The 24,278-nt window shown below is 58.9% G+C and carries 30 protein-coding genes; 22 read left to right on the top strand and 8 right to left on the bottom strand.

Annotated elements, in window-relative coordinates; translation table 11 throughout:
• The first annotated feature begins 34 nt into the window (after positions 1 to 34).
• The 8 genes from C4J84_RS07800 (at position 35) to C4J84_RS07760 (ending at position 8,127) form a co-directional block, all read left to right on the top strand.
• Positions 35 to 379: a phage tail assembly chaperone gene (locus tag C4J84_RS07800; RefSeq protein WP_124435142.1), complete on the top strand. Its 345-nt coding sequence runs from the start codon at positions 35 to 37 to the stop codon at positions 377 to 379.
• A gap of 105 nt (positions 380 to 484) precedes the next feature.
• Entirely contained in the window at positions 485 to 1,654 is a 1,170-nt protein-coding gene (locus C4J84_RS07795; protein ID WP_124435141.1) for a phage tail sheath protein, read from the top strand.
• A gap of 57 nt (positions 1,655 to 1,711) precedes the next feature.
• Entirely contained in the window at positions 1,712 to 2,227 is a 516-nt protein-coding gene (locus C4J84_RS07790; protein WP_124435140.1) for a phage major tail tube protein, read from the top strand.
• Between the two features lie 49 nt (positions 2,228 to 2,276).
• Entirely contained in the window at positions 2,277 to 2,612 is a 336-nt protein-coding gene (locus C4J84_RS07785; RefSeq protein ID WP_124435139.1) for a phage tail assembly protein, read from the top strand.
• 8 nt (positions 2,613 to 2,620) lie between these two features.
• Positions 2,621 to 2,740 (top strand): GpE family phage tail protein, encoded by a 120-nt coding sequence (locus C4J84_RS07780; RefSeq protein ID WP_082430453.1) that lies wholly within the window; start codon positions 2,621 to 2,623, stop codon positions 2,738 to 2,740.
• Positions 2,730 to 6,416: a phage tail tape measure protein gene (locus C4J84_RS07775; RefSeq protein ID WP_256681398.1), complete on the top strand. Its 3,687-nt coding sequence runs from the start codon at positions 2,730 to 2,732 to the stop codon at positions 6,414 to 6,416. The genes C4J84_RS07780 and C4J84_RS07775 overlap by 11 nt, the downstream gene beginning before the upstream one ends.
• 5 nt (positions 6,417 to 6,421) lie before the next feature.
• Positions 6,422 to 6,862 carry a phage tail protein gene (locus C4J84_RS07765; RefSeq protein WP_124435138.1) on the top strand — a complete coding sequence of 147 codons (441 nt, stop codon included), beginning with the start codon at positions 6,422 to 6,424 and terminating at the stop codon, positions 6,860 to 6,862.
• Complete coding sequence (locus C4J84_RS07760; protein ID WP_124435137.1) at positions 6,859 to 8,127, top strand: phage late control D family protein; 1,269 nt, start codon at positions 6,859 to 6,861, stop codon at positions 8,125 to 8,127. Before C4J84_RS07765 ends, C4J84_RS07760 begins: the two co-directional genes overlap by 4 nt.
• A gap of 52 nt (positions 8,128 to 8,179) precedes the next feature.
• Here the strand turns inward: C4J84_RS07760 and C4J84_RS26250 are convergent, their stop codons facing one another.
• From C4J84_RS26250 to C4J84_RS07750, 3 genes are all read right to left on the bottom strand, one after another.
• The gene (locus C4J84_RS26250; RefSeq protein WP_164487813.1) at positions 8,180 to 8,338 is read right to left on the bottom strand and encodes a hypothetical protein; all 159 of its coding nucleotides are present in this window, start codon (positions 8,336 to 8,338) and stop codon (positions 8,180 to 8,182) included.
• 131 nt (positions 8,339 to 8,469) lie between these two features.
• Complete coding sequence (locus C4J84_RS26680; protein ID WP_354377756.1) at positions 8,470 to 8,805, bottom strand: DUF2511 domain-containing protein; 336 nt, start codon at positions 8,803 to 8,805, stop codon at positions 8,470 to 8,472.
• A 23-nt stretch (positions 8,806 to 8,828) separates the two neighbouring features.
• Entirely contained in the window at positions 8,829 to 9,149 is a 321-nt protein-coding gene (locus C4J84_RS07750; RefSeq protein ID WP_124435135.1) for a helix-turn-helix domain-containing protein, read from the bottom strand.
• Between the two features lie 86 nt (positions 9,150 to 9,235).
• Between C4J84_RS07750 and C4J84_RS07745 the strand changes: the two genes are divergently transcribed.
• The 10 genes from C4J84_RS07745 (at position 9,236) to C4J84_RS07700 (ending at position 15,502) form a co-directional block, all read left to right on the top strand.
• The gene (locus C4J84_RS07745; RefSeq protein ID WP_124435134.1) at positions 9,236 to 9,448 is read left to right on the top strand and encodes a DNA-binding protein; all 213 of its coding nucleotides are present in this window, start codon (positions 9,236 to 9,238) and stop codon (positions 9,446 to 9,448) included.
• A 29-nt stretch (positions 9,449 to 9,477) separates the two neighbouring features.
• Positions 9,478 to 9,948, top strand: a complete 471-nt coding sequence (locus C4J84_RS07740; protein WP_124435133.1) for a YmfL family putative regulatory protein — start codon at positions 9,478 to 9,480, stop codon at positions 9,946 to 9,948.
• On the top strand, positions 9,948 to 10,244 hold the full coding sequence (locus C4J84_RS07735; RefSeq protein ID WP_057709693.1) for an ogr/Delta-like zinc finger family protein: 297 nt from the start codon (positions 9,948 to 9,950) through the stop codon (positions 10,242 to 10,244). The genes C4J84_RS07740 and C4J84_RS07735 overlap by 1 nt, the downstream gene beginning before the upstream one ends.
• Positions 10,244 to 10,615 carry a hypothetical protein gene (locus C4J84_RS07730; RefSeq protein ID WP_124435132.1) on the top strand — a complete coding sequence of 124 codons (372 nt, stop codon included), beginning with the start codon at positions 10,244 to 10,246 and terminating at the stop codon, positions 10,613 to 10,615. Before C4J84_RS07735 ends, C4J84_RS07730 begins: the two co-directional genes overlap by 1 nt.
• Positions 10,616 to 10,691: 76 nt before the next feature.
• Complete coding sequence (locus C4J84_RS07725; protein ID WP_116079536.1) at positions 10,692 to 10,925, top strand: hypothetical protein; 234 nt, start codon at positions 10,692 to 10,694, stop codon at positions 10,923 to 10,925.
• 12 nt (positions 10,926 to 10,937) lie between these two features.
• A complete protein-coding gene (locus C4J84_RS07720; protein WP_164487824.1) occupies positions 10,938 to 13,655 on the top strand; it encodes a toprim domain-containing protein in 2,718 nt (905 codons plus the stop codon).
• A gap of 25 nt (positions 13,656 to 13,680) precedes the next feature.
• Complete coding sequence (locus C4J84_RS07715; protein ID WP_124435130.1) at positions 13,681 to 14,499, top strand: hypothetical protein; 819 nt, start codon at positions 13,681 to 13,683, stop codon at positions 14,497 to 14,499.
• A 25-nt stretch (positions 14,500 to 14,524) separates the two neighbouring features.
• Complete coding sequence (locus C4J84_RS07710; protein ID WP_124435129.1) at positions 14,525 to 14,872, top strand: hypothetical protein; 348 nt, start codon at positions 14,525 to 14,527, stop codon at positions 14,870 to 14,872.
• Complete coding sequence (locus tag C4J84_RS26335) at positions 14,869 to 15,075, top strand: hypothetical protein (protein WP_124435128.1); 207 nt, start codon at positions 14,869 to 14,871, stop codon at positions 15,073 to 15,075. Before C4J84_RS07710 ends, C4J84_RS26335 begins: the two co-directional genes overlap by 4 nt.
• 151 nt (positions 15,076 to 15,226) lie before the next feature.
• Positions 15,227 to 15,502: a pyocin activator PrtN family protein gene (locus tag C4J84_RS07700; RefSeq protein WP_124435127.1), complete on the top strand. Its 276-nt coding sequence runs from the start codon at positions 15,227 to 15,229 to the stop codon at positions 15,500 to 15,502.
• Here C4J84_RS07700 and C4J84_RS07695 read toward each other — a convergent pair.
• The gene (locus tag C4J84_RS07695; protein ID WP_124436310.1) at positions 15,477 to 16,628 is read right to left on the bottom strand and encodes a site-specific integrase; all 1,152 of its coding nucleotides are present in this window, start codon (positions 16,626 to 16,628) and stop codon (positions 15,477 to 15,479) included. The genes C4J84_RS07700 and C4J84_RS07695 overlap by 26 nt on opposite strands.
• A 103-nt stretch (positions 16,629 to 16,731) precedes the next feature.
• Here C4J84_RS07695 and dusA point away from each other — a divergent pair, with 103 nt between their 5' ends.
• On the top strand, positions 16,732 to 17,742 hold the full coding sequence (dusA, locus tag C4J84_RS07690; protein WP_124436309.1) for a tRNA dihydrouridine(20/20a) synthase DusA: 1,011 nt from the start codon (positions 16,732 to 16,734) through the stop codon (positions 17,740 to 17,742).
• Between the two features lie 281 nt (positions 17,743 to 18,023).
• Positions 18,024 to 18,950, top strand: coding sequence for a transaldolase (gene tal, locus C4J84_RS07685; RefSeq protein ID WP_124370048.1), 927 nt, complete (start codon positions 18,024 to 18,026; stop codon positions 18,948 to 18,950).
• 200 nt (positions 18,951 to 19,150) lie between these two features.
• On the opposite strand, the gene C4J84_RS07680 is transcribed toward tal, so the two are convergent.
• From C4J84_RS07680 to rssB, 3 genes are all read right to left on the bottom strand, one after another.
• A complete protein-coding gene (locus tag C4J84_RS07680; RefSeq protein WP_124435126.1) occupies positions 19,151 to 20,299 on the bottom strand; it encodes a DDE-type integrase/transposase/recombinase in 1,149 nt (382 codons plus the stop codon).
• A gap of 126 nt (positions 20,300 to 20,425) precedes the next feature.
• Positions 20,426 to 20,908, bottom strand: a complete 483-nt coding sequence (rssC, locus tag C4J84_RS07675; protein ID WP_003172602.1) for an anti-sigma factor antagonist RssC — start codon at positions 20,906 to 20,908, stop codon at positions 20,426 to 20,428.
• Positions 20,908 to 22,089, bottom strand: a complete 1,182-nt coding sequence (gene rssB, locus C4J84_RS07670; RefSeq protein WP_110624244.1) for a two-component system response regulator RssB — start codon at positions 22,087 to 22,089, stop codon at positions 20,908 to 20,910. Before rssB ends, rssC begins: the two co-directional genes overlap by 1 nt.
• Positions 22,090 to 22,365: 276 nt before the next feature.
• Between rssB and C4J84_RS07660 the strand changes: the two genes are divergently transcribed.
• Positions 22,366 to 22,662 carry a PilZ domain-containing protein gene (locus C4J84_RS07660; protein ID WP_124435125.1) on the top strand — a complete coding sequence of 99 codons (297 nt, stop codon included), beginning with the start codon at positions 22,366 to 22,368 and terminating at the stop codon, positions 22,660 to 22,662.
• Between the two features lie 62 nt (positions 22,663 to 22,724).
• On the opposite strand, the gene C4J84_RS07655 is transcribed toward C4J84_RS07660, so the two are convergent.
• Positions 22,725 to 23,414 (bottom strand): VacJ family lipoprotein, encoded by a 690-nt coding sequence (locus C4J84_RS07655; RefSeq protein ID WP_057722960.1) that lies wholly within the window; start codon positions 23,412 to 23,414, stop codon positions 22,725 to 22,727.
• A 196-nt stretch (positions 23,415 to 23,610) separates the two neighbouring features.
• Between C4J84_RS07655 and C4J84_RS07650 the strand changes: the two genes are divergently transcribed.
• Entirely contained in the window at positions 23,611 to 24,219 is a 609-nt protein-coding gene (locus tag C4J84_RS07650) for an HAD family phosphatase (RefSeq protein ID WP_124370046.1), read from the top strand.
• The last annotated feature ends 59 nt before the right edge of the window (positions 24,220 to 24,278 follow it).

Raw genomic sequence — 24,278 nt, 5'->3', positions numbered from 1 at the left:
TGCGTACAGATTTACGGTAGCCGGCGTTCAGCGAATGCCCGACCTGGTGTTTGTCCCGGACGACATGGGCAACAAGGACTGGGTGTCCTACTTAGAATGGGTTGCCGATGGGGGGCAGACGCTACCTAAATCGACTGTTGAAGAAGCGGCCAATGAAGAGCGGCGCTGGCGAGACTCAGAGCTACTTGACCTCGTCTGGCTGCGAGATCGCCACCGTGATCAGGCGGAGATGGGCGCCGACACAACGCTCACCGCCGAACAATACGCTGAATTGCTAAGCTACATGCAGCAGCTGCGCGACTGGCCTCAATCGGACAACTTCCCCGATACCGGCAAACGTCCAGTACCACCAGCCTGGATTAAAGACCAGGCTCGATAAAACTCCCCCTGTAAACGCGGCCCCTACAAGGTGCCGCGCTCGCCCAGCCGGCGCGCGCGCGGCAACCTCTGCACTGTCATTCCATCACAGCGCAGGCACCAACACATGGCCGATTATCTCCACGGCGTGCGGGTCATCGAACTCAACGACGGCACCCGCCCCATTCGCACTATTCCCACCGCAGTTATCGGCATGGTTTGCACGGCTGAAGATGCGGACCCACTCGTTTTCCCTCTGGACACGCCCGTCCTGATCACCAACGTGCAGACTGCCGTCGGCAAAGCCGGCGTAAAGGGCACCCTGGCGGCGAGCCTGCAAGGCATCGCCGACCAGACCAAGCCCTATGTCATCGTCGTGCGGGTCAAAGAAGGTGCCGACGAAGCGGCCACTACCAGCGCCCTGATCGGCGGCACCACACCGACCGGCCAGTACACCGGCATGAAAGCCCTGCTCGCCTCCAAGTCTCGCGTGGGCATGGCCCCGCGCATCCTCGGCGTGCCTGGCCTGGACAGTTTGCAGGTGGCCACCGCACTCGGCGCCATCGCCAAAGACCTCCGCGCCTTTGCCTACGTCAGCGCCTGGGGCTGCAAGACCAAGGAAGAGGTGGTCGCTTACCGCGCGAACTTCGGCGCCCGCGAAATGATGGTGATTTGGCCGGACTTCCAGAACTGGGACACCGTCGCCAACAAGACCACCATCGCCTCGGCTGTGGCCCGTGCGCTTGGCCTGCGCGCCAAGATCGATCAGGAGACAGGCTGGCATAAAACCCTGTCCAACGTGGCCGTCAGCGGCGTGACCGGTATCAGCGCCGACGTGTTCTGGGATCTGCAAAACCCGGCCACGGACGCCAACTACCTGAACAGCAACGACGTCACCACCCTGATCAACGCCAACGGCTTCCGCTTCTGGGGTAGCCGCACCTGCAGCGATGATCCGTTGTTCGCCTTCGAAAACTACACCCGCACCGCGCAAATCATCGCCGACACCATGGGCGAAGCGCACATGTGGGCTATCGACAGGCCTATGCACGCCTCCCTGGTACGCGACCTGGTCGAAGGCGTGAACGCCAAGATGCGCGAGCTGAAGTCCCAGGGCTATCTGATCGGCGGCAGTTGCTGGTATCCCGACGACGTCAACACCAAGGACACCCTTAAGGCCGGCAAGCTGTGGGTCGATTACGACTATACCCCTGTGCCCCCGCTTGAAGACCTCACCTTCCGCCAGCGAATCACCGATCGTTACCTGATCGACTTCGCCAAGGGCATCAACAGCTAGACCGGGCCTCCCCGCAAGGGGAGTTCACCCTGACCCCGTATCCCGGAGAACACCGCCATGGCAATGCCACGCAAGCTGAAAAACCTCAACCTGTTCAATGACGGCAACAGCTACCTCGGCTTGGTGAAGTCTCTCACCCTGCCCTCCCTCGGCCGCAAGATGGAAGCCTATCGCGGCGGCGGCATGAATGGCCCGGTCAAGGCTGACCTGGGCATGTCCGACGACGGCATCCAGTTCGAATGGAAGACCGGCGGCCTCGATCTGATCTCTCTGCGCCAGTTCGGCGCGGTCAACGCCTCCAGCGTGGCCCTGCGATTCTCTGGCCCGTATCAGCAGGACGACACGGGCGAAGTCAGCAGTGTGGAAGTGGTTGTGCGCGGTCGCCACGAAACCATCGAAATGGGCGACGCCCAGCCCGGTGAGGACACTGAGCACTCCATGACCACCACCTGCAGCTACTACAAGCTGACGGTAGATGGCGAAGAAATCATCGAAATCGACCTGCTCAACTTCGTCGAGAAGGTCAACGGCGTGGACATGCTGGAGAAGCATCGCACCGCCATGGGCATCTGACCCGTCCGTTCGATCGAGACTCACACTTTAATTACCAGGAGCAAATCCCATGAAGAACGAACCCATCGAACAGCCCGACGTGCAGCAGCTGGCCGACGACAACACCGTCATCCTCGACACGCCGATCCGTCGCGGCACCACTAACATCGAGAGCATCACCCTGCGCAAACCGAACTCGGGCGAGCTGCGGGGCGTGAGCCTGGTGGAGCTGCTGCAGATGGACGTTGGCAGTCTGATCAAGGTTCTGCCGCGCATCAGCTCGCCAAGCATCAGCGCCATCGAAGTTGCCGGCATGGACCCGGCCGACCTGCTGGCCTTGAGCAGCAAAGTCTCCGGTTTTTTGTTGCAGAAGTCGGCGAAGACGGATGCATCCCTCGTCGCGTAGAGGACGCTATGGCTGATCTGGCCGTGGTTTTTCACTGGGCACCGGCTGATATGGATCAGTTGGGCCTGCAAGACCTGATGGACTGGCGCGAGCGCGCCAGGGTGCGGAGTTCCAACGATGGCGAATGATCTGAGACTTCAGGTGCTGCTCAGCGCCATCGACAAAGCCACAGGTCCGCTGAACAAAATCACGGGCGGTAGCAAGGAAACCGCCCGAGCCCTCAAAGCCGCTCGCGACCGCCTGAAAGAACTCAACACCCAGCAACGCGACGTCGGCGCCTGGCGCGAACTGCAGGCCGCCACCCGCGCGACATCCGAGGCGCTCGCCGCCAACAACACCAAGGTAGGCGAACTCGCCCGCGAAACGGCCAAAGTCCGGCAGCAGCTCGCGCCGACTCAGGCGCTGTTCGACAAGTCGCGGCAGAAGGTCGACGCGCTCAAAACCAGTCAGACCGACCTCAAGCGCGAACTCACCGGGACACGCAATGCCCTGGGGTTGATGAGCGACGAACACCGCCAATCAGCCAGCCAGATCGCTGCCCTCAATACCGTGATGCAAAAGGGCAATGCCCTGACCCGAGCACAGCACGACGAATACACCCGCCTCACGGCCGCACAGCGGGAGCGCAAGACCCAGCTGGACCAGCTCGCAGCCAAGGAAAAGGCCCTGGCTGACCGGTTCACACTTAACAACGCGCAGTTGCGCACCAGTCGTGCCGGCCATGCCAGTCTGCGCGACGAGATCCGCCGCCTGGAAAGCCCGTTCAAGGATCAGCTCGCGCTGCTGAAACAGCACACCGCCGAGTCGAAACGCTTGGGCGAGCAGTACGGCCAGCAGCGGGTAAAGCTTGCCAACCTCGGCGAGCAGCTCAAAAACGCCGGCATAAACACCAATGCCCTGGGCGCGCACGAGCTGAAGCTCAAGCGCGATATCGACACCGCCACCCAGGCTATGAAATTGCAGATGGACCAACTGGATGCGCTGAAGCACAAGCAGGACAGCCTGGCGAAGGCCCGCGCCACCTACGATAAAACCCAGAGCCTGGCTGGCAGTGTTGCTGTGTCCGGCGCCACCAGCCTTGGCGCGGGCTATGCCGCCAGCCGCCCAGTGGTGTCGGCAATCAAAGCTTTTGCCCCGAATGAGGATTCAGCCACTCAGCTCAAGGTGTCGATGATGGACGACACCGGCAAGGTCTCGGAGGACTTTCAGAGGATCACAGACCTGGCCACCAAGCTGGGCGACCGCCTGCCAGGTACCACGGCAGACTTCCAGAACATGATGACGATGCTTCGGCGCCAGGGCCTGAGTGCTAAGAGCATCCTGGGCGGCACTGGTGAAGCGGCTGCGTACCTGGGTGTGCAGCTGAACATGGGAGCGACAGAGGCAGCGGAATTCGCCGCCAAGATGCAGGACGCTACCGGAACCGCCGAAAAAGACATGATGGCCCTGATGGATACCATACAGCGCGGTTTCTACGCCGGCGTTGACCCGGGCAACATGCTGCAGGGGTTCGGCAACATCGCCCCTGTTATGGATAACATCAGAAAGGCAGGGCTCGATGCAGCCAAGGAGTTGGCCCCCCTACTCGTCATGATGGACCAGGTAGGCATGGAGGGAGGCTCAGCCGGTAACGCTTTCCGCAAGATTTTCGACGCGGGCCTTAATAAGGACAAGGTCGAAAAAGCCAACAACATTGCGAAATCCAGCGGCAAGGATATTTCACTCAAATTTACCGATGACAAGGGCAATTTCGCAGGTTTGAAAAACCTGTACGCGCAAGTAGAAAAGCTCAAAGCGTTCAATGACGAAGACCGGAAAGCGATTGTTAAGGAGCTGTTCGGTGATGACGCCGAAACCATGCGTGTTTTGAACACCATGAGGAATAAGGGTCTGGCGGGTTACGAAGAAGCCCAGCAAAAGCTGCAAGCCCAGGCTGATCTGCGTACCCGCGTCAACGAACAGCTCGGCACTCTAACCAACATCATGGAAGCCGCCGAGGGCAGTTTCACCAACGCCCAGGCAGAGTTCGGCGCTGCTGTTGCTCCCGAGCTGAAGATCCTCATTAGCACCCTGGGCGAACTTGCCAACGGGGTTGGAACTTGGGCTAGAGAAAACCCGAAGTTGGCCGCAGGCCTGGTGAAAGTTGTGGCCGCTGTAGCAGCTGCTGCGGTGGTGTTCGGCACACTGGCCTTGACCATGGCAAGCATGCTCGGCCCCTTCGCAGTGCTGCGGTACGGCATGGCGATGTTCGGCATTCGCTTGGGCAGTATCAAAGCGCAACTAATCGGAACCCGCATCGCAGCTGCAGGCGCCGGTGTAGAGGTGGGCCGGATGGGACGAATCTGGAAGACGGTCACGGCCAGTCGCGCCGCCGGCAGCATGGTGAGTGTCATTCCAACCCTAATCAATTCTGCGCGGCTTGCGGCAGTCAGCGTGTTTCCAATGCTCGGCAGCGCCATCAGCGCGGTCGGTGCGGCCATCCTGGCAACCCCGGTAGGGTGGCTGATCGCCGCTGTCGCGGGCCTGGTCGCCGCCGCGTTGCTGATTTACAAGTACTGGAAGCCGATTAAAGGGTTCTTCCTCGGCTTCTGGCAGGGGCTCACTGATGCCCTGCAGCCTGTCCTTGCCGGGTTCGGCAAGTTCGGCGGTTTGCTGGTCAGCCTGGCCAAAGCGGCCTACTCCATTCCGGTTATCGGTTTCGCACTGCGTCTGCTGGGCAGAATCGTCCGCCCGCTGTTCAACATGATCTCTTCCGGTATCAGTGGTGTGATCAATTGGTTCAGCGACCTATTGAAGCCGGTCGACGACGTTGGCGGTGCTGCGCAGTCGATGGGCCAGCGCTTCGGTGCAGCCGTCGGCAACATGCTCATGACACTGCTGCAGAGCATCGGCTCTATCGCAACCGGCGCAGCCAACGTGTGGACCACCATCAAAGCCAGCTTTGACCAGGGCCTGAAGGGCATCCTGCAGCTGATCATCAACTTCAGTCCATTGGGGATGTTCTACCAGGCCTTCGCCGGGGTGATGAGTTACTTCGGAGTGGAGCTGCCTGGCAAATTCACAGAGTTCGCCGGCATGATCATCAACGGCCTGGTCAACGGCCTGACCGCTGGCTTTGGCGCTATCAAAAGCGCCATCGGGTCAATCGCGACTGGTGTAGTCAATGTGTGGTCCACAATCAAAGCGAGCTTTGACCTGGGCCTGAAGGGCATCCTGCAACTGATCACTGGCTTCAACCCGCTCGGGCTGTTCTACCAGGCGTTCGCTGGTGTGATGAATTACTTCGGCGCGGAGCTGCCGGGCAAATTCACTGAATTCGGCGGCATGATCGTCAACGGTCTGGTAAGAGGCTTGACCGACGGGCTCGGCGCCGTGAAGGGTGCTATCAGTTCCATCGGCGACTCCAGCATCGGATGGTTCAAGGAAAAGTTGGGCATCCACAGCCCGTCGCGGGTGTTCGCTGAGCTGGGTGGTTTCACCATGGAAGGGCTGACAAAGGGCCTGGAGGGCGGACAAAAGGGGCCGCTCAACGCGTTGTCAAACATGGGCAAGCAACTGACTGCGGCCGGCACCTTGGCCCTCACCGCCACAGCCATGCCGGCGTTAGCGGTCGATGATCGTCCTCCGATCAGCAGCGCGGGCACATCGACGGTTTACGACAGCCACGACACCTACGAAATCACCATCGCAGCGGCCCCCGGCTTGGACATGCAAGCCATGGAGAAAAGCCTGCGCGCCATGCTCAACAAGATTGAAAACGAGAAACGCGCCCGTCAGCGCAGCAAGTTATCGGACCGGGATTAATCACCATGATGCTCAGCCTCGGCATGTTCGTATTCAGCCTATCGACCCTCGCTTACCAGGAGCTGCAGCGCCAAACCAATTGGCGCCATGCCAGCAACAGCCGAGTCGGGGCGGCACCCGCACTACAGTTTGTAGGCCGTGGCGACGACACGATCACCCTGCCCGGCATCATCCTCCCGGAACTGGCTGGCAGCGTGCTCAGCCTGGACGCTCTGCGTTTGATGGCGAACACCGGCAAGGCCTGGCCGATGGTTGAAGGTACAGGCCGGATATACGGGTTGTGGGTGATCGAAAGCCTGAGCGAGACCAAAACTGTATTTTTCAGAGACGGCACGCCAAAGCGCATTGAGTTCACCCTTACGCTCAAGCGTACCGATGATGACCGTATCGACCTGCTCGGCGCCGCGACCAGTACCGGGCTCAGCATTCTGCGGGGGCTGTTGTGATAGAGGCCGCGCTGTCCAAAGTCACCGGTTACCTGGTGGACACGGCGGAACGCTTCGTTCGGGATGCCGCCTACCCTGTCCCTGCCTTCCGTCTCACAGTGGACGGCAACGATATCGCCATGAAGGTGAGCCCGCGGCTGATGAACCTCGATCTCACAGACAACCGCGGCGTCGAGGCCGACCAGCTCACGATTACGCTGAGCGACCATGACGGCCTGCTGTCGATACCGCCCAAGGGCGCGGTGCTACGTTTATGGTTGGGGTGGAGCGACACCGGCCTGGTCGACAAAGGCACCTACACCGTCGACGAGACGGAACACACTGGCGCACCGGACGTGCTCAGCATTCGCGCTCGATCTGCAGATCTGCGTAAAGGGCTGAAGACCAAACGCGAACGCAGCTGGAGCAATACCACGCTGGGCAAGGTCATCGGCGACATCGCCATGGGAAACAACCTCACGTCGACTGTGGCCGGTGCGCTCGGTGCCCTGCCGATCTTGCAGCTTGACCAGGCCAACGAGTCGGATGCCAACCTGATTACCCGCTTGGGCGAAGAGTTCGACGCGGTGGCCAGCGTCAAGGCTGGGTGCCTGCTGTGCATCCCCGCCGGTGTCGGCAAGACGGCCAGCGGGCTCCCCCTGCCCCACATTACCCTCACCCGCGCCGATGGTGACCAGCACCGCTACTTGCAGGCAGATCGCGACAGCTACGACGGGGTGCGTGCATATTTTTACGACGTGCACAGCGCTAAGAAACAGGAAGCGATTGCCGGTGGCGGTGACAATCTCAAAGACCTGCGCCACACCTACAGCGACCAGCAGTCAGCACTCAGGGCCGCGAGGGCCGAATTTCGACGCCTGCAGCGCGGCAGCGCCACGCTCAGCTACACGCTCGCGATGGGCCGGCCGGATCTGATCCCCGAACTGACCTACACACTGCAGGGCGTCAAGGATGAGATCGACGAGATCATCTGGTACGGCGGCAATGTGCAGCACAGCCTGAGCCCGAACAGCGGCTATACAGTCAGCTTGGAGCTGGAAAGCAAGCTCCCAAAGGACAATGTTGAAGACCTGGCAGAAGAGAACAAGGGAGATTACACGGGGATCATCGCCTACTACCGCGATCAGAAAACCGGGAAAGAAACAACGATTACTGCGGGGGATCAAACAAGGCCGAGGCGGTTGCGCTGGCTGTATGCGAGTGAGAAGACGGCCAAGCGAGCGGTAGATCGTGAGTGGAAGAGGATGCAAGCAGTAGGGGTGTGATATTCAGCACGCCGTAAAGAGAAAAACCCGGCACAGCCGGGTTCCTCAGTCATTAAGTGTTTAATAGCACAGCCATGAATCGCAGAATGTCCTTTTGCTGCTGCTGATCAAGTTGCCGGAACATCTGCAACACTAACTTTTCACGCTGATTCAGATCCTTAAATTCAACGTTGTCGGACTGCTCGGCCTGCACCTTTTTACTCGTAGACATGTGTTGCTCCCTTCAGCACATCCGAGTGCCCGGCACCAACCTAGGTGCCAACTAAAGCACCCGGAGGAGCGAGGAATTTTCAGTACGTGTGGGAATGCCACCAGCCTCCGTCACAATTTTTAGCAAAGAAATCAAGGCTTAGCGCATAACTCCTGCGCGATTTGTACGAGCTGGCTGTAGTCCATCTTAATGGCCGGTATGGACGGATCTTGCTTCGTAATGTCTTGTCCGTCTGACCAACCGCGACTCCTAGCCTGGGATCGGGCGCTTCCATTCAGTGCGTAAACAGTTCCGTCAGCCGTTCTCGCCAGTGCCTTCGGTGACGGGCCGTCGCACATGAGGTCGACGCTGCCGACAGTGAACGGCCAAGCATCGCCGAAATCCCCACTCGATACCGTCTTGACCCTCACGTCAGCGTGCACCACCACTGAAAAAAGAAGTCCGCCGATAAATATTGAAGCTCTCATTCCTTGATTCATTCCGACTGTCCCTATTGTTTTCGATTGAACGCACGAAGCAGCCTCTTCACTGCCCCTTTGTCTTCATCGTCTAGCGCCCGCACCTGTTCGACCATCTCAACTTCCTCAGAAGACAGCGTCGGTTCTGCAACAGGTAGCCGCTGACCAACGACGACGTAAAGGATGTCCACACCTCTTTCCGCAACAGCGGCGAGGTAATCAGCATCAGGACTTCGATCGCCCTTTTCGTAGTTGAACTGAGAGGTCTTTGCCACACCGGCAATAGCGGCGAAATCCGCTTGATTGAATCCCAAGCGGACGCGCTCCTCCCTCAGCCTTTCACCGATATTCAACAAAACGACCCCTTATTGAGTTGACTATTCAACACACGTTGAATATTCTTCCCCTGCCATCACACGAAACCACACGAAACGAGACTATGCCGAACGCATCCCCCATCGAGCAAGCATGCCAAGAGGCCCGTGACCGTCTCGCACGTCTCGGGATATCAGCCAAAGACTGGGCCGAAGAACATGAATTCAACCCATCGACGGTCTACGCGGTTTTGAACGGACAGAAGAAGTGCTTGCGCGGTGAAGCTCACCGCGCTGCCGTACTGCTCGGCATCAAAGACGGCGAGATTGCAAATTAGGGCCTCTGGCTCCAAGGGGAAACCAGAAGATGAAACGCCCAGTTCTAGACAGCAGAAAGAGCGTCGTTATGGCCGTCATCGGCGCCTACCCTGGCGGTCGGCAGTACGCCTCGGCTGACCTCGGCATGCCGCTTAAGAAGTTCGACAACCAGGCCTACGAGAATGCCGGCAGTCGCCCGCTGACCGACGAACACATTCACCGTCTGGAGCAAGTCGCCGGTACCACGTTCCTGGCCGACTACATCGCATCCATGTACGGCGGCATGTTCGTGCCCCTGAGCCTCCCGGACACCTTGGACAACGTCGAGTTGTACAGCCGCTCGCTCAAAGCGTCGGCTCAGCGGGGCAAAGTCGACCAGATCATGGCTGCGGCGCTGGATGACGGGGTGATCGAAAAGCGTGAGGCCGACGCGATTGTCGCCGCCCTGATCACCTACATGTCAGCCCGGTACGCCGAAGTCTTTGCAACCATCCAGCTTTACAGCCAGGGAGCCGTTTAGTGAGTACATACAAGCTGGTGTGCCCTTGCTGCAACAGTTCCATGCGCATCCGTACCTCCGAGGGGCAGACACCCTGCTTCCGCTCGATGTACTCGGAATGCACCAACTTGCTCTGCGGCGCCACCTTCTCCGGCTCGTTGGTTTGGGAGTATCAGCTCAGCCCGTCGGGCATTGAGCGGCCCCTGACGGTTTTGCCCACGGCGCCGACCAAAGTTCGACTCCTTGCCCGTCAGAACCTCAAGTCGAAAAACGATCAACCCGATCTGCTGGACCAACTGGAAATGGAGCGTGCGTGATGAACCTTGATCAACAAACTCATGACTACCGCAGCAGCATGCAACACGCTGCTTTCGCATACCTGCAACGCCATGAGGCAGAACACCTGGTGGATTCCGATCTGTTGTTCGATCGCTGCATTCGCCACCTGACACTTGCGTTGGAAGTGCCCGTGTTCATGGCACCGAAACTTGTCCACAACGCCTGGACAGAACTGCAGGTGATCAAAAAGCGCCGTTGGATTGGCGTCGATTGGGCGAGCGGGTCGGACAGCACCCGTGTCCACCTGGTGGATGTTCTCGCGGACCAACGCTTCCCGGTTTCGGCTCGGTTTCTGCCGCAGAAACTGCTCGACCAGCGCAGCACCGTACACAAGCCACACCCTCAGTAACGCTTCCCTTTAAACACCCGCCCTGCCCCATTCCCAATGGGTTTGGGTGAGCTTTGCCCGCAATCCGAGGTGGACCATGGAAATCGACATCGCCATCACCGCAAAACTGCCCCGCGACCACGCTGAGGCACTGCTCGTTGAGCTACGTGCGCAATACGCGGTGCTGCTCAACGAGCATTGGTATGACGACCGCTTTCGCCTGATCCCCGAGGGTTTGCGGCACGGCTCGTTGCTAGTGGCCTTCCCCGCGATGGCCGCACGTAAAAGCCTGATTGGCGCCCTTAAACACAGTCTCGACGAAGCGAAGTAAGCCACGATGGAAATGGAACAAAGGCTGCGCGCCGACGTCATCCAACGCATTGAGCGGGACTACCAGCTCAAGCACATGGCCAACACCAACTACATGCGTAAGGGTGTTTGCCCGGCCTGCCGCCAGGAGACCCTGTACACGTTCTACGACTCTCCCTGGACGCTGATCTGCGGACGGCCAGAGAAATGCGACCACCGCGTCTACGTCAAAGACGTCTATGACGACCTATTCAACGACTGGAGCAAGACCGCTCCATCGACACCCGACAACCCGCTTGCCACGGCACGCGCCTACCTGGAGTTTGCCCGGGGCTTCAAATTTGAGCTGATCACGGGCTGGTTCAGCCAGGAAAACTATTGGGATGGCCGTCAAAACATCGGCAGCGCCACGGTGCGTTTCCCCCTTGAGAAAGGCGGTTACTGGGAGCGTTTGATAGATCGGCCGGACCGGTTCGGCAAGATGAAAGCGCGCTTCCGGCCGACTGGCGAAGGCCAGCCCGGTTACAAAGGCGTCTGGTGGTGCCCGCCGAGCGTGGACCTTCTGGAAGGGGACGAGCTGTATATAGTCGAAGGCATCTTTGACTCTATCGCTTTGGTGCACAACGACGTATCGGCCGTGTCGATGATGTCCAGCGCGCCGTGCCCAATTGATTCGCTAAAGGCCCTGGTCAAGCTGCGCCACGACGCGGACAAGCGCCTGCCGGTGCTGGTTTGGGCGCTTGATAACGAGCCAGTTGCCAAGGCCAACATGCGCCGCTGGGCGAAGGAAGCTCGCGATCTGGGCTTCATCTGCAAGGCGGCAGTGATCCCCCAGCCCAATGGCAAGAAGGTTGATTGGAACGACTTGCACCTGCGGTGGAAGTCGATCGAAGGCGATGATAAGCGCGCCGAGCAGATCGAGCAGGACCTTGATGAAGCACGCCACCACGGCGACCTGCTGCTGGCTGATTCTGCTGAGGAGAAAGGTTTTCTCATTTACCTGCGCGACGAGCGCAAAGAATTCAACTTCACGTTCCGCAAGCGTCTGTACTGGTTTCGGCTGGACATTGATAAGTACGACCGCGCGATGAGCGATCTGGAAAGCTCTGAGCGACATGAAGACCAGTTGCTCACTGATGAACAGCGGCGCTACAAGGCACTGCGCCAGTCGGGCTCAGTGACCAGTATCGCCAACTGCAACTTCCAAGCGCTGTATTACATGCGCAATGACCTGACCGACGAGGCTTGGTACTACTTCCGCATCGAGCGCCCGCAGGGGCCCGCCATCAAGAGCACGTTCACGGCCAAGCAGCTCACGTCGGCACCTGAGTTCGCTAACCGCCTGCTCAACGTCTCCAACGGCGCAATGTTTGAGGGCAGCGCCCAGCAGCTCAAACGAATTCTTGCGCCTCAGCTCGACAACCTCAAAACCGTCAACACCATCGAATGGATCGGCTACAGCCGCGACCACGGCGCCTATGTCTTCAACGACCTGGCCTTCTACGGCGGCAAAGCGCAGGTACGCAACAAGGAAGACTTTTTCGACCTCGGCAAGCTGAGCATCAAGTCGCAGAGCCAGTCACCGGTGCTGCACATCAACACCGACCTCAACGCCTACAACGAAGGTTGGTTCGACATCTATTGGCGCTGCTTTGGCGTACAGGGCCTGGTGGTGCTGGCCTGGTGGTTGGGCGCATTGCACGCCGAGCAGATCCGCCAGATCCACAAGTCACTGATGTTCCTGGAGCTGGTGGGTGAAGCCGGTTCGGGCAAGACCACCCTGGTAGAGCTGCTCTGGAAGTCGGTCGGGCGTACTGATTACGAAGGCTTTGACCCGTCGAAGGCGACCGCCGCAAGCCGCGCGCGCAACTTTTCGCAGGTCAGCAACCTACCGGTGGTGTTGATCGAGTCAGAGCGTGAACAGAAGGAAGGCCAACCGGTTAAACACTTCGACTGGGACGAACTGAAAACCGCCTACAACGGCCGTAGCGTCCGCTCCACCGGTGTGAAAAACAACGGCAACGACACCCACGAACCGCCGTTTCGCGCCGCCCTGCTGATCGCGCAGAACAACCCGGTGAACGCCTCGGAACCAATCCTGCAGCGTATCTGCCACGTCCACCTGACACGTGAGCACCACACGCCAGAGACCAAGCAGTACGCCGAGCAGCTGGAGCGCATGCCGATGGACAGCATCAGCGGCTTCCTGGTCAAGGCGCTGCAGCGCGAAAGCGAAACCATGCGGCTGATGGAAGAAAACACCTCCGGCTACGAACAGGAGCTGCTGGCCTTGCCTGGCGTGCGCACCGTGCGTATCGCCAAGAACCACGCCCAGTTGCGCAGCCTGGTGGACGCACTGGCCGGCGTCGTGCCGCTGGGAGACCGCCGTAAGGCACTTGCGCACGCTGAAATCAACCGTATGGCCTTGGAGCGGCAGCAGGCAATCAACGCCGACCACCCGACCGTGCGCGAGTTTTGGGACCTGTACGAATTCCTCAATGGCATGGACGAGAAAGCCGCGTTGAACCATGCGCGCCGCGATGGGCTGATCGCCGTGAACCTCAACGAGTTTGTGGAAATGGCCGCTAATAAACGCCAGCAAGTGCCGCCGCTGAGCGACCTGAAACGCCTGCTTAAGACGAGCAAGTCACCCAAATTTCTGGAATCGAACAAGCCCGTCAACTCGGCGCGCCAGGTCGACGCCTTCGACAAACCGAAAACCATTCGCTGCTGGGTATTCCAGGGCGTTTAACCACCGCAACAACAGGAGCAGCACCATGCAAAACGAACTCAAATCGGCCATTCGCTTCAACGACTTTGTCGCCTACTTCGGCGCGCGCGGGGTACTGGCTATGGCCTGGTGGATGGGAGCGGTGCATGCGGGCCGAATTCGTGAGGACCAGACCAGCTTCCCATTCCTGCAGATCGTCGGCGCCGCCGGCAGCGGCAAGAGTTTGCTGCTGGGCTACCTCCAAAAGCTGAACGGGCAAACGCCTTATTCCAACTTCCTGGGGCATTCCACTCCAGCCGGGCGTGCGCGCACGTTTGCCAGCGCAGGGCAACGGATTGTGATTTGTGAGGAACAAGGCGAGGTAGGCCAATCCATTGACTGGGACGAATTGAAGCCGCTTTTCAGCTCCGGCAGGGTGAGCGTTCGCTCGGGGGATGGCATGAGTGAGGAAGTGACATTCCGCGGGGCTTTGGTGATAACCGCCAACCAACGGCTGGAATGCAGTGATGCGGTGACCAGCAGAATGGTGACGGTCGATCTCTCAGCTCACGACGCCCATACGCCAAGAATCCGGCCGGAAGCCATTGGCAACGTCGACGCAGCTGAGGCAAGTGCGTTCGGTATCGAGATTGCGCAGTCTGGTGAATGGATTTGCAGCAGTCTCAAGGCTTTTTTACCCGCATATCAAGGCCAGCTCACTCGTAAATACGGGACGGACCTCAACGGGCGCACAGCCCTCAACTGTGCACAGATGATCTGTCTGGTTGACCTGCTCTGCAATCTTCTCGCGGTTCCGCAGCGCCTTCAGCTTGAGACCAGGAAGTTGGTTCACGACATCGCCTTCTTCGACACCATCCCCTACTGACCCGGCCTTCGAAAGGAGAACCCGCATGACTACGTCTGCCCAAAAACAGCAACCCAACTGGTTCCAGCAACTGCAGGAGTTCGAAGCCAAGCGCCCTGCCATCCGCAAGGCCGGTATTGAAGCGCTGGCCCGGCTGGTCCCTGTCGCCCAGCGCGATACAGGCCAGAGCGCCGTGATCGGTCGCTTTCTGCTCGGGCTCTACAACGGCCGCGACTACCCCTTTGTCCTGACCAGCCTGCGCGGCCTCGACACCGCACTGTTCGACGACTGCCTGGCGGTGCTGCAACTGGACTACTCGCCGGAGCAAGAAGTGCACACGTATATCCCCAACGGAGATGCCATCTGGGAAGAATTGATAAGGGCGTGGGCATGAAATGGGCGCCGAAACGCAATAGGGACGGGCAAATCCAGCAGAACTGCTGGGTTACCGACAACGGCTACACCGTCGCGCTTTGCCGGTTGCCGGAGTCGCGCTACCCCGTCACTCGCCCAGGAGGCGAACTGCCCTTCGCTTATGCGAAAGACAGAGACGAAGTCATAACGATCATTGAGCAAGACCAGGCCAAATCGGCCTGAAAGATGGTGTCGAGGAGCGCCAACTCCCCGACACCTGCCATCAAAAGGAGAACCACCATGCAAGTGAATCAACCCCAAAGCGACATGGCAGAGGCTACCACACCTCGCTACGACACCATTTGAATCGCCTGTCTCTGTTTGGAGAGATCCGATGAATACAGCCTTTATCCTGATGGCCCAATACGATGGCCAGGCGATTATCTCGCTGGAACAGCTCTGCCGGGATTACTTTACCCACCTCACACCAGACATGTTCCAGCGCAAGGTGATGAGCGGTCAGATCAAATTGCCCATCACCCGCCTGGAGCTCAGCCAGAAGTCAGCCAAGGGCGTCCACCTCATCGACCTGGCCGCGTACTTGGACCTGCAACGCGCAGCCGCAGTTAAAGAGCACAACCAGATCAACGGGTTAAAACACGTCGTTTGAGCCACTTCATTGACGCGGCGCCCAGTTGGACGGGCGCCCTCAATATCTTTTGGTGCCACTCCCATCCCAAATAGCGGTCCCCCTTGCCACGCAGGTGGGTGTACCGCCGCATCGAATTCCAATCCCGATGGCCGGAAACACTCGCCACTCGCGGGATATCCCAATCCATCTCAAAAAGGCGACTGATACCTTCGTGGCGTAGATCGTGAAAGTGCAGATCTGCAATTTCCAGAAACTTGCAGGCTTTTGCCCAAGACGTGGAAATTGACTCAGGGCTGTAAGGGAATATGTCTTCGCCGGCTTTCGGCATTGTCTGGAGAATGTGCCACGCCTCGTCCGGCAGATAGCACCACACATCGTTGCCGATCTTCTGCCCAGGGTTTTTCATGTCGCGCACCAGCACCCGCTGACCAGGCTCGTCAACGTCCGCCCAGCGTATACGGGTTATCTCATCCAGCCGACGCGTGGAGAACAGGGCGAAACCCACGACCTTCATCATATTGGTGACAGTCGGACGCCTCGCTTGCATGTCCTCATAGTGCTGCAGCACCTTTCCCAGCTCGTCCAGCGTCGGCCGGCGGTCACGTTCGCGACTTTTCAGGTTGTAACCGAGCTTCCTCAGTACCCGCCGAGCGCCGCCCATCGCGAGCGGATCGACCTGGTATCCCCACGCGTCTTTGGCAATCGCCAGTACAGCGCCGAGGTGCGCCAGGTCATTGCCGGCGGTTTGTGGCTGAACCCCACCGCCCTCCTTGCTCATTCGCCATAAGGCAAAGTCGACCAGGGCCTGGGTGTTGATTTCTGTATCGGCCAACTGGCCCAAGTATGTCTCGCCGATTGCTGTTAGCGTCGCGCGCTTGGTCTTGCCCAGTGGTCGGGCCTTTTCCACCTCGACCAAATACTGAGCATTCATCTCCTTAACCGTGGCGCACTTGCGGCTTGCCCGCTCAATCGCACCTGGCTCATCCAGCTCCGTCTCGCGCTTACGTGCCCAAGCCTGAGCGGCCTGTTTTCGGGCGAAGGTCTGGCTCTCTTGATAGACTTGCACTCCGTCGCGCTTGATGCGGATCTGAGCCGTGTAGCTCACCGTCCCATCTGCCAGTTTTCTTGCCCTGATAGTCGCCATATAGAAAGTGGTACGCATCCGTTTCTGAGTGGTACATCGTACCACCGAGGCTTTAAAAACGCCGGAAAACGCCCCAAAACATGCCCAGAACACGTTGAGTAAAATGCTAGATAAACAGAGCTTTAGCCCAGCAGTATCAAGCCCCGCACTGTCTCGGCGCTTTAGTGTTGCACCCATGATGGATTGGACCGACCGCCACTGCCGGTACTTCCTGCGCTTGCTCTCCAAACACGCCCTGCTCTACACCGAGATGGTCACCACCGGCGCGATCCTCCATGGCGATCACGAGCGCTTCCTGCGCCACAGCGATGCCGAGCACCCGTTGGCGTTGCAATTAGGCGGCAGTGTCCCCGCCGATCTGGCCGCCTGTGCGCGTATGGCCGAAGCAGCCGGTTACGACGAAGTGAACCTGAACGTCGGCTGCCCCAGCGACCGGGTGCAGAACAACATGATCGGCGCGATCCTGATGGCTCACCCTGCGCTGGTAGCCGATTGCGTGAAGGCGATGCGCGATGCGGTGTCGATTCCGGTGACGGTCAAGCACCGTATCGGCATCAATGGCCGGGACAGTTATGCCGAGCTGTGTGATTTTGTTGGCACGGTGAAGGAAGCGGGCTGCACCAGTTTTACCGTGCATGCGCGGATTGCGATTCTGGAGGGGTTGTCGCCGAAGGAGAATCGGGACATTCCGCCGTTGCGGTATGACGTCGCGGCGAAGTTGAAGCAGGATTTCCCGGAGCTTGAGTTTATTCTCAACGGTGGGATCAAGACGTTGGAGCAGTGTCAGGAGCATTTGCAGACGTTTGACGGGGTGATGCTGGGGCGGGAGGCTTATCACAATCCATATCTGTTGGCGCAGGTGGATCAGCGCTTGTTTGGCAGTGAGGCGCCGGTGATTAGCCGGGCGGAGGCGTTGGCGCAGTTGCGGCCTTATATTGCTGAGCATTTGGCCAGTGGTGGGACGATGCATCACATTACTCGGCATGTGTTGGGGTTGGGCACTGGTTTTCCGGGGGCGCGCAGGTTCAGGCAGTTGTTGTCGGTGGATATTCATAAGGCGGCGGATCCGTTGGCGTTGCTGGATCAGGCTGGGGAGTTGTTGGAAGGGCGGTGACTGGTTGGCTTGCAGCGGGTCAGTTAGTTTTGGATTGGCTGATACATTGCTATCGGGGGCAAGCCCCCTCCCACATTTGGTGCGGTGTGCGGCTATGAAGGCGCTATCGGGCAGTTGGGTTGAACCTGGCGGCGGTTTTGCCCTCCTATTGAGCAGTACGACCGCCATTCATACGGCGGTTTTCAGGTTGTTGCCCTCGCAAACGACCTAACGCATTTGCGCCCTTGAGCGCCTGCCAGCGCTCGGGTAATGTCATCAGACCCACAGGACAGAGCACGCCCATGACTTCCAAGCTGGAACAACTCAAGCAATTCACCACCGTCGTAGCCGATACCGGCGATTTTTCTACCCTCGCCAAGCTCAAGCCGCAAGACGCGACCACTAACCCTTCCCTGCTGCTCAAGGCTTCGTCGATCGCAGGCTACGCCAAGCTGCTGGATGAATGTGTGCAGGACTGCAACGGCGACGTGGGCCTGGCCAGTGACCGTTTCGCAGTGGCGGTTGGCCAGGAGATCCTTAAAGTCGTACCGGGCCGTATTTCCACTGAGGTGGACGCCCGTCTATCGTTTGACGAAGAAGCGATCCTCAAGCGTGCGCACCGTCTGATCGATCTGTACGACAAGGCCGGCGTTAGCCGTGACCGTGTGCTGATCAAGATCGCGTCCACCTGGGAAGGTATCCGCGCAGCGGAAAAACTGGAAAAAGAAGGCATCCAGACCAACCTGACGTTGCTGTTCTCCTTCGCCCAGGCCGTGGCGTGCGCTGAAGCAGGTGTGTTCCTGATTTCGCCGTTCGTGGGCCGTATCTACGATTGGTACAAGAAGGCCAACGGCAACGACTACACCGGTTCCGATGACCCGGGCGTGCAGTCGGTGACGCGCATCTACAACTACTACAAAGCCAATGGCTACAAGACCGTGGTGATGGGTGCGAGCTTCCGTAACCTGAGCCAGATCGAGGAGTTGGCCGGGTGTGATCGCCTGACCATCAGCCCGGACTTGCTGGAGAAGCTGGCGGCGGATGAAGGCAAGCTGGAACGCAAGTTGGCGCCAGGGCACGCAGGTGAAGCGCGGGTGCATATGACTGAAGCGCAGTTCCGTTGGGAATCCAACGAAGATGCCATGGCGACTGAGAAGCTGGCGGAGGGGATTCGCCAGTTTGCTCGTGATCAAGAGAAGCTGGAGGCGTTGTTGTCGGCCAAGCTGTAAAAGCGCAGGCGGCAAAAAGGGCGGCACCTTGGCGGGTGCCGCCCTTTTTTGTGCTGCCAATTTCAAGCCAGGCACAGATCCATTGTGGGAGGGGGCTTGCCCCCGATGGCAGAGTGTCAGTCAGCTTATTCATAACTGACCCACCGCTATCGGGGTGTAGAACCGTAGACATCGTTTACATCTGAAACCGGGGACATCGTTTACACATTTGAGGCTTGGACGCGGGTCATACCTCGCCCAAGCCTTCCCAGGGGATAATCACACAAGTACAAATCCCAAACATCATCCTCAGCCTCTTTAAGCCCTATCTGCTCCCCTGACAGCGCCTCGCTGATAAATACCAACTTGCCGTTCCACTTGATCGACCCGTCCTGTCTGACGCTTCGAACCTTCATTTCGGACGGATACTCCACATCCGGCAAGCATCCTGGGTAAATCCGGGTAGACGGCACATACACGTCCCCTGGACGCTTCATACCGAGCGCTTCATGAGGGCGCACGTAATTGAACTCATGCCTGAAATGCTCCAGCAAAAGCTGCTCCTCGATTAAGTTTTCTCCTAAGGGCAGCTCCAGTTTCAAGCTACGGTGCATCCGCTCATGGCGACCATTTTGGGCCGGTCTTCCTGGCATGGTGCGCTCCGGATAGATGCCCAGACGTATCCACCAAACTGCCAGCGTGGACATTCTTGCCAGGCCAGGAGAGGCAAACGGAACACCGTTGTCCGACCGAATAACTTCGGGCATGCCGTACTCCTCAAACAGTCTCTCAAAGGCGTGTTTAACAGGTTCAGTCTTGATCTTTGAATGAGCCCTGCACGCCAAAATCATCCGGGACGCGTGGTCTGTGATGGTCAAAGGGAAGCACATCTGCGCGTTATGCATTTTGAATTGCCCTTTGTAGTCGGCGCACCATGTCTGGTTAGGTTCGTTGGCCTCGCGCATTGCTACAGGGGAAGTACCGTGTCTGCGCTTGAAGCGCCGCTTTTGGACGAGCCCAAGTCGATCAAGCCATTGGCCTGCTGTACTTGGGGAAGGCCAGGCGATGGAGGGATCTTCAAGTCGCAATAGCTCGAGAAGCTTCTTCGGACCCCATTTATCGTGCGCCTCCTTCATCGCCACCACACGGGCCAGGATTTCATCGTCGGTTTTATTGGGGCTGTTGTGAGGGCATCGGGACAGTTCGGCTAAAGACTTTAAATCGCCATTGTGCCGGCCGATCCATTTGTCGACGGTAGGCCGACTTACGTTAAAGCGGCGCGCCAGCTGGCTTTTGGTGTAGTTACCAGAAAGCCAGTCAGCGACCAGTCTGATTCGTTGATTCATCGGAGACTCTTGGTTCCAGGGCATGATCAGTTACCTCCTGATCATGCGTATTAACCTGTAAACCATGTCCCCGGTTAGAAATGTAAACGATGTCCCCGGTTTGTACCGGGGCAAGCCCCCTCCCACATTTGACCGCATTTCAATTGAGGATCAGTGGCGTTCCAGGGCGTTGACGAGGTCGTGGAAGGCTTCGCGGTTGGACTCGTTCAAGCCCATCAGGATCTTGTGCGCTTCCAGGACCTTGACCCGTACGACTTCCTCGGACTGATCCTGTGAAGGCAGGTCGGTCAGGCATTCCGGGCAGGGGATCGGGCGGTCAACGATGTTGAACACCTGGTCGAAGCCCATGGACTGCAGCAGCCGGGTGATGTCTTCGTGGGTGGTGACGACGGTCGGCAACAGGCCCACCTTCTGCCGAGACAGAATGGACAACTTGGCCAGCAGGCCCAGGGTGGTGCTATCGATGCTGCGGGTTTCGGTCAGATCGATCACGATCGCCGAGAAGTTCAGCGCTGTGAAGATCCGCTCAATCGTCGCATCCAGCGCCGAACACAAGGTCAGGCGCACTTCACCGACAAATTTCAGGACGAAGGTCCCGTCTTGCTCGGCGAATTGGATTCTTCCGGTACTCATCAAAGATTCCTGCTCAACACCAATAGGGCGATATCATCCGGCATCTCCCCTAGCGTGGCCAATCCAAAAACCTGCCGCAGACCATCCAGGCTGCCGCCCGCCGACTTGACCTTTTGGGGCAAGGCGGCTTCTTTCTCTTTGAGTGTAGGCTCTGGAAGAAGGTCCAGGATACCGTCGGACATCAGCGTCAGGCTGAAAGTCGGCGGCAGTTCCAGGATGTGGTCTTCGTAGGTGGCTTCATTGAACAAGCCCACCGGCAGGCCACGCCCTTCCAGGTAACGCACACTGTCAGGAGTGTATAGAACCGGCATCGGCAGGTGACCGCCAATGCTGTAGGTCAAAAGACCGGTTTCTTCATCAATCACGCCGCCGACCATCGTCACGTGCTTGCCCAGCTTACAGCTGATCAGGCCCCGGTTGATGTGGCCCAGCACCTCGGAGGGGGTGAACTCGGGCAAGGTACCGTTGCGCTTGGACTCGAACAGCAACCGCGTCGTCATGAACTTCAACAACACGGTGACGAACGCTGAGGACGCACCGTGGCCGGACACGTCGGCCAGGTAGAACGCCACACGCCGCTCATCCACTCGGAAATAGTCGACGAAATCACCCGACAGGTACAGCGACGGGATGATCTGGTGGGCAAACTTGAATTCGTCAATGGTCCACGGACTGACCGGCAGCATGTTCATCTGCACCTGGCGACCGGCGTTCTGGTCTTCCTGGAGCAGGTTCAGGCTGGCTTCGAGCTCGCGGTTGGCGGTCTCGAGTTTTTCGCGGTAGCGCTGGTTTTCCAGCAACAGCCGGGCACGGTCCAGGGCGCGGCGCACCGAGTGCTCCAGCACGGCCAGGTCTTCCAGGGGCTTGATCAGGTAATCGGCGGCGCCCAGGCGCAGGGCTTCAACGGCGTCATTCATGACCCCGGCACCGGACACGACAATCACCGGCGTCTGCGGAGCACGCTCGGTCACCTGGCGAATCAGCTCGAGGCCGCCCATTTGGGGCATGCGCAAGTCGCAGATCACAAGGTCGGGCTTGTCGCGCTCGAATACCTGGAGACCCTGTTGGCCGTTGCTGGCCTGCAGGACGCTGAAGCCACTGTCTTCCAAATAGGCCGCGAGGCTCGCGCGCACTACTTCGTCGTCATCGATTATCAGCAGCGTGGCACTGGTTTTTTGCATGTGGGCAAACGGCGCCAGAATTAGGTTGGCGTAGGCGGCGCGGCAATGGCCGTGCTCACGTACTGGATTCGCTTTCTAGCCTCTCTGTCCTACAAAGCATTGGGATTTCGCCCATGCACAACGGTAAAGCAGAGGTGCCCTTCTAAGGCGCAGACGGTACTCCCATCCGTGAGGGGTTTCAAGCTCATGCCGATGGTCGCCGGGCGTCTTTACACCGCAAATCACCGGGAGTTATAAGAACGCTCATCACCACAACGCAAAGTAAGGATGGACTCAGTGAGCGAACACGAGCGCGACTACGCCGAAAAACGTGACTTCATCCGCATGCGTGTGGATGCCGATGTGTCCTTGATCCACGCTGGCCAGGAGATCGAAGGGGTGTGCCTGGACCTGTCCAGCTCCGGCATGCAGGTGCAGGCCCCTCGCCAGTTCAGCGTGGGCGACCTGCTCACCGTGCGCATCGATTCAGAGCACGCTGCACTCAAGGGCCTTGAGGCCGATACCGAGGTGGTGTGGACCAAGGCTGCCGGCGATGAGCAGCACCTGGGCCTCAAGATCTTGAAGATGCGCTGATAAGCGCGCACAAAAAAGGCGACCGTTCAAAGGTCGCCTTTTTCATTTCAAAACGTCTCAGCTTAAAAGTCGTCGACGACCTTGCCGTCCTTGACCTTGAACTCACGGTTCTGCAGGTAGGCGTTTCGGATAAAGGTGTACTTGTCGCCGCTGATCAGCTTTTCGCTGTCGAGCAGGCTGGCACGGGTGTCGACCACGTTCAGGCCGAAGGTGCTGTTGCGCCAGCCGATATCGTTCATGTAACGGTACGGTTGGGTGTAGCTGTCCACGTATTTGGACGGCGCATCGCGCAAGGTGCTTGGGCCCAGCAATGGGATCATCACGTAGGGACCGCTGCCGACGCCCCAGTAGCCGAGGGTCTGGCCGAAGTCTTCATCGCTACGCTGCAGCCCCATTTTGGTGCCGACATCGATGAAGCCCAGTACGCCGAATGTGGTGTTGACCAACAGGCGAGCCGTGTCGACGCCAGCATTGTGAGGCTTGAGCTGCAGGACGTTGTTGGCCAGGTTGCCGACATCGCCGATGTTGCGGAAGAAGTTGTGAACGCCGTCCTGCACGAATTGCGGGGTGACGAACTGATAGCCTTGGGCGATTGGCTTGAGGGCGTAGGTGTCAACGGTGTCGTTGAAGGTGAAGATCGGGCGGTTGACGCTTTCCCATGGGTCGTCTTCGGTCGCTGCTTGGGCGGCGAACGGGGCCAACAGGACGGTGGCACACACCGATAGCTGAGCGAAGTACTGGCTCCAGCGCATAGCTTTTGCTCCTTGAATAGTCTGTCATGGGCGCTATGCCCTGAATAAGGCCGTCAGTATATGACGGAAGTGTCGATTTAGGCACTCGCAAGGAAACGACTTTCATGATTTGGACAAAATTCCTACAAATACCCACCTGTGTCATCCACTTGTCATGCCATCCCGATAGCGTTGTAACTATTTCAGGGACGTTCAGATGCCGCATGCCGAGATAGCCGTCACCACTGCCCCCGCGTTGACTGCCGTGTTGTTTGGTTTGAGTGGCTGCCTGGTGGATTTCGGTTCCCAGGCGCGCAGCGACTCCCCTTCCCCCGATTCCCAGACCACACCCGGGGCCCTGAAAATTCTGCGCAGCCTGAAGGAACAAGGCGTGCCCTGCGCCTGGCTGGATGAATTGCCGCCCTCGATCACTACGTCACTGGCCGCCACCCTGCCCGCCTGGCTCAAGGCCGCCTCGCCCTCCGCCATCCGCTGGCCGGCGCCCCATGCCTGCTGGGAGGCCTTGATGGAGCTGAATATCACACGCCTGGACGGTTGCGTGCTGGTCAGCGGCGAGCCGCGACTGCTGCAATCGGGCCTGAATGCCGGCTTGTGGACCATCGGCCTGGCGTCCTGCGGCTCCCTGTGCGGCGTCGCGCCGCAGCAGTGGCAAGCACTGAGCGACAAGGAACGCGAGCACAAGCGCGGCAAGGCCACCGTGGCGCTCTATGGATTAGGCGTGCACTCAGTGATCGATCACCTCGGTGAACTCGGCACCTGCCTGGCCGACATCCGCCTGCGCCGGCTCAAAGGCGAGAAGCCCTGACAAGGATCATGCACGGTTGGCCGCAGTGGATTAATCTACAGGTCAGTTCGTAGACCTTT

Source organism: Pseudomonas sp. R11-23-07 (assembly GCF_003852295.1).
Classification (GTDB): Bacteria; Pseudomonadota; Gammaproteobacteria; order Pseudomonadales; family Pseudomonadaceae; genus Aquipseudomonas.
The sequence above is the reverse complement of the archived record's forward strand: the minus strand, read 5'-3'. Positions and strand labels throughout refer to the sequence as shown.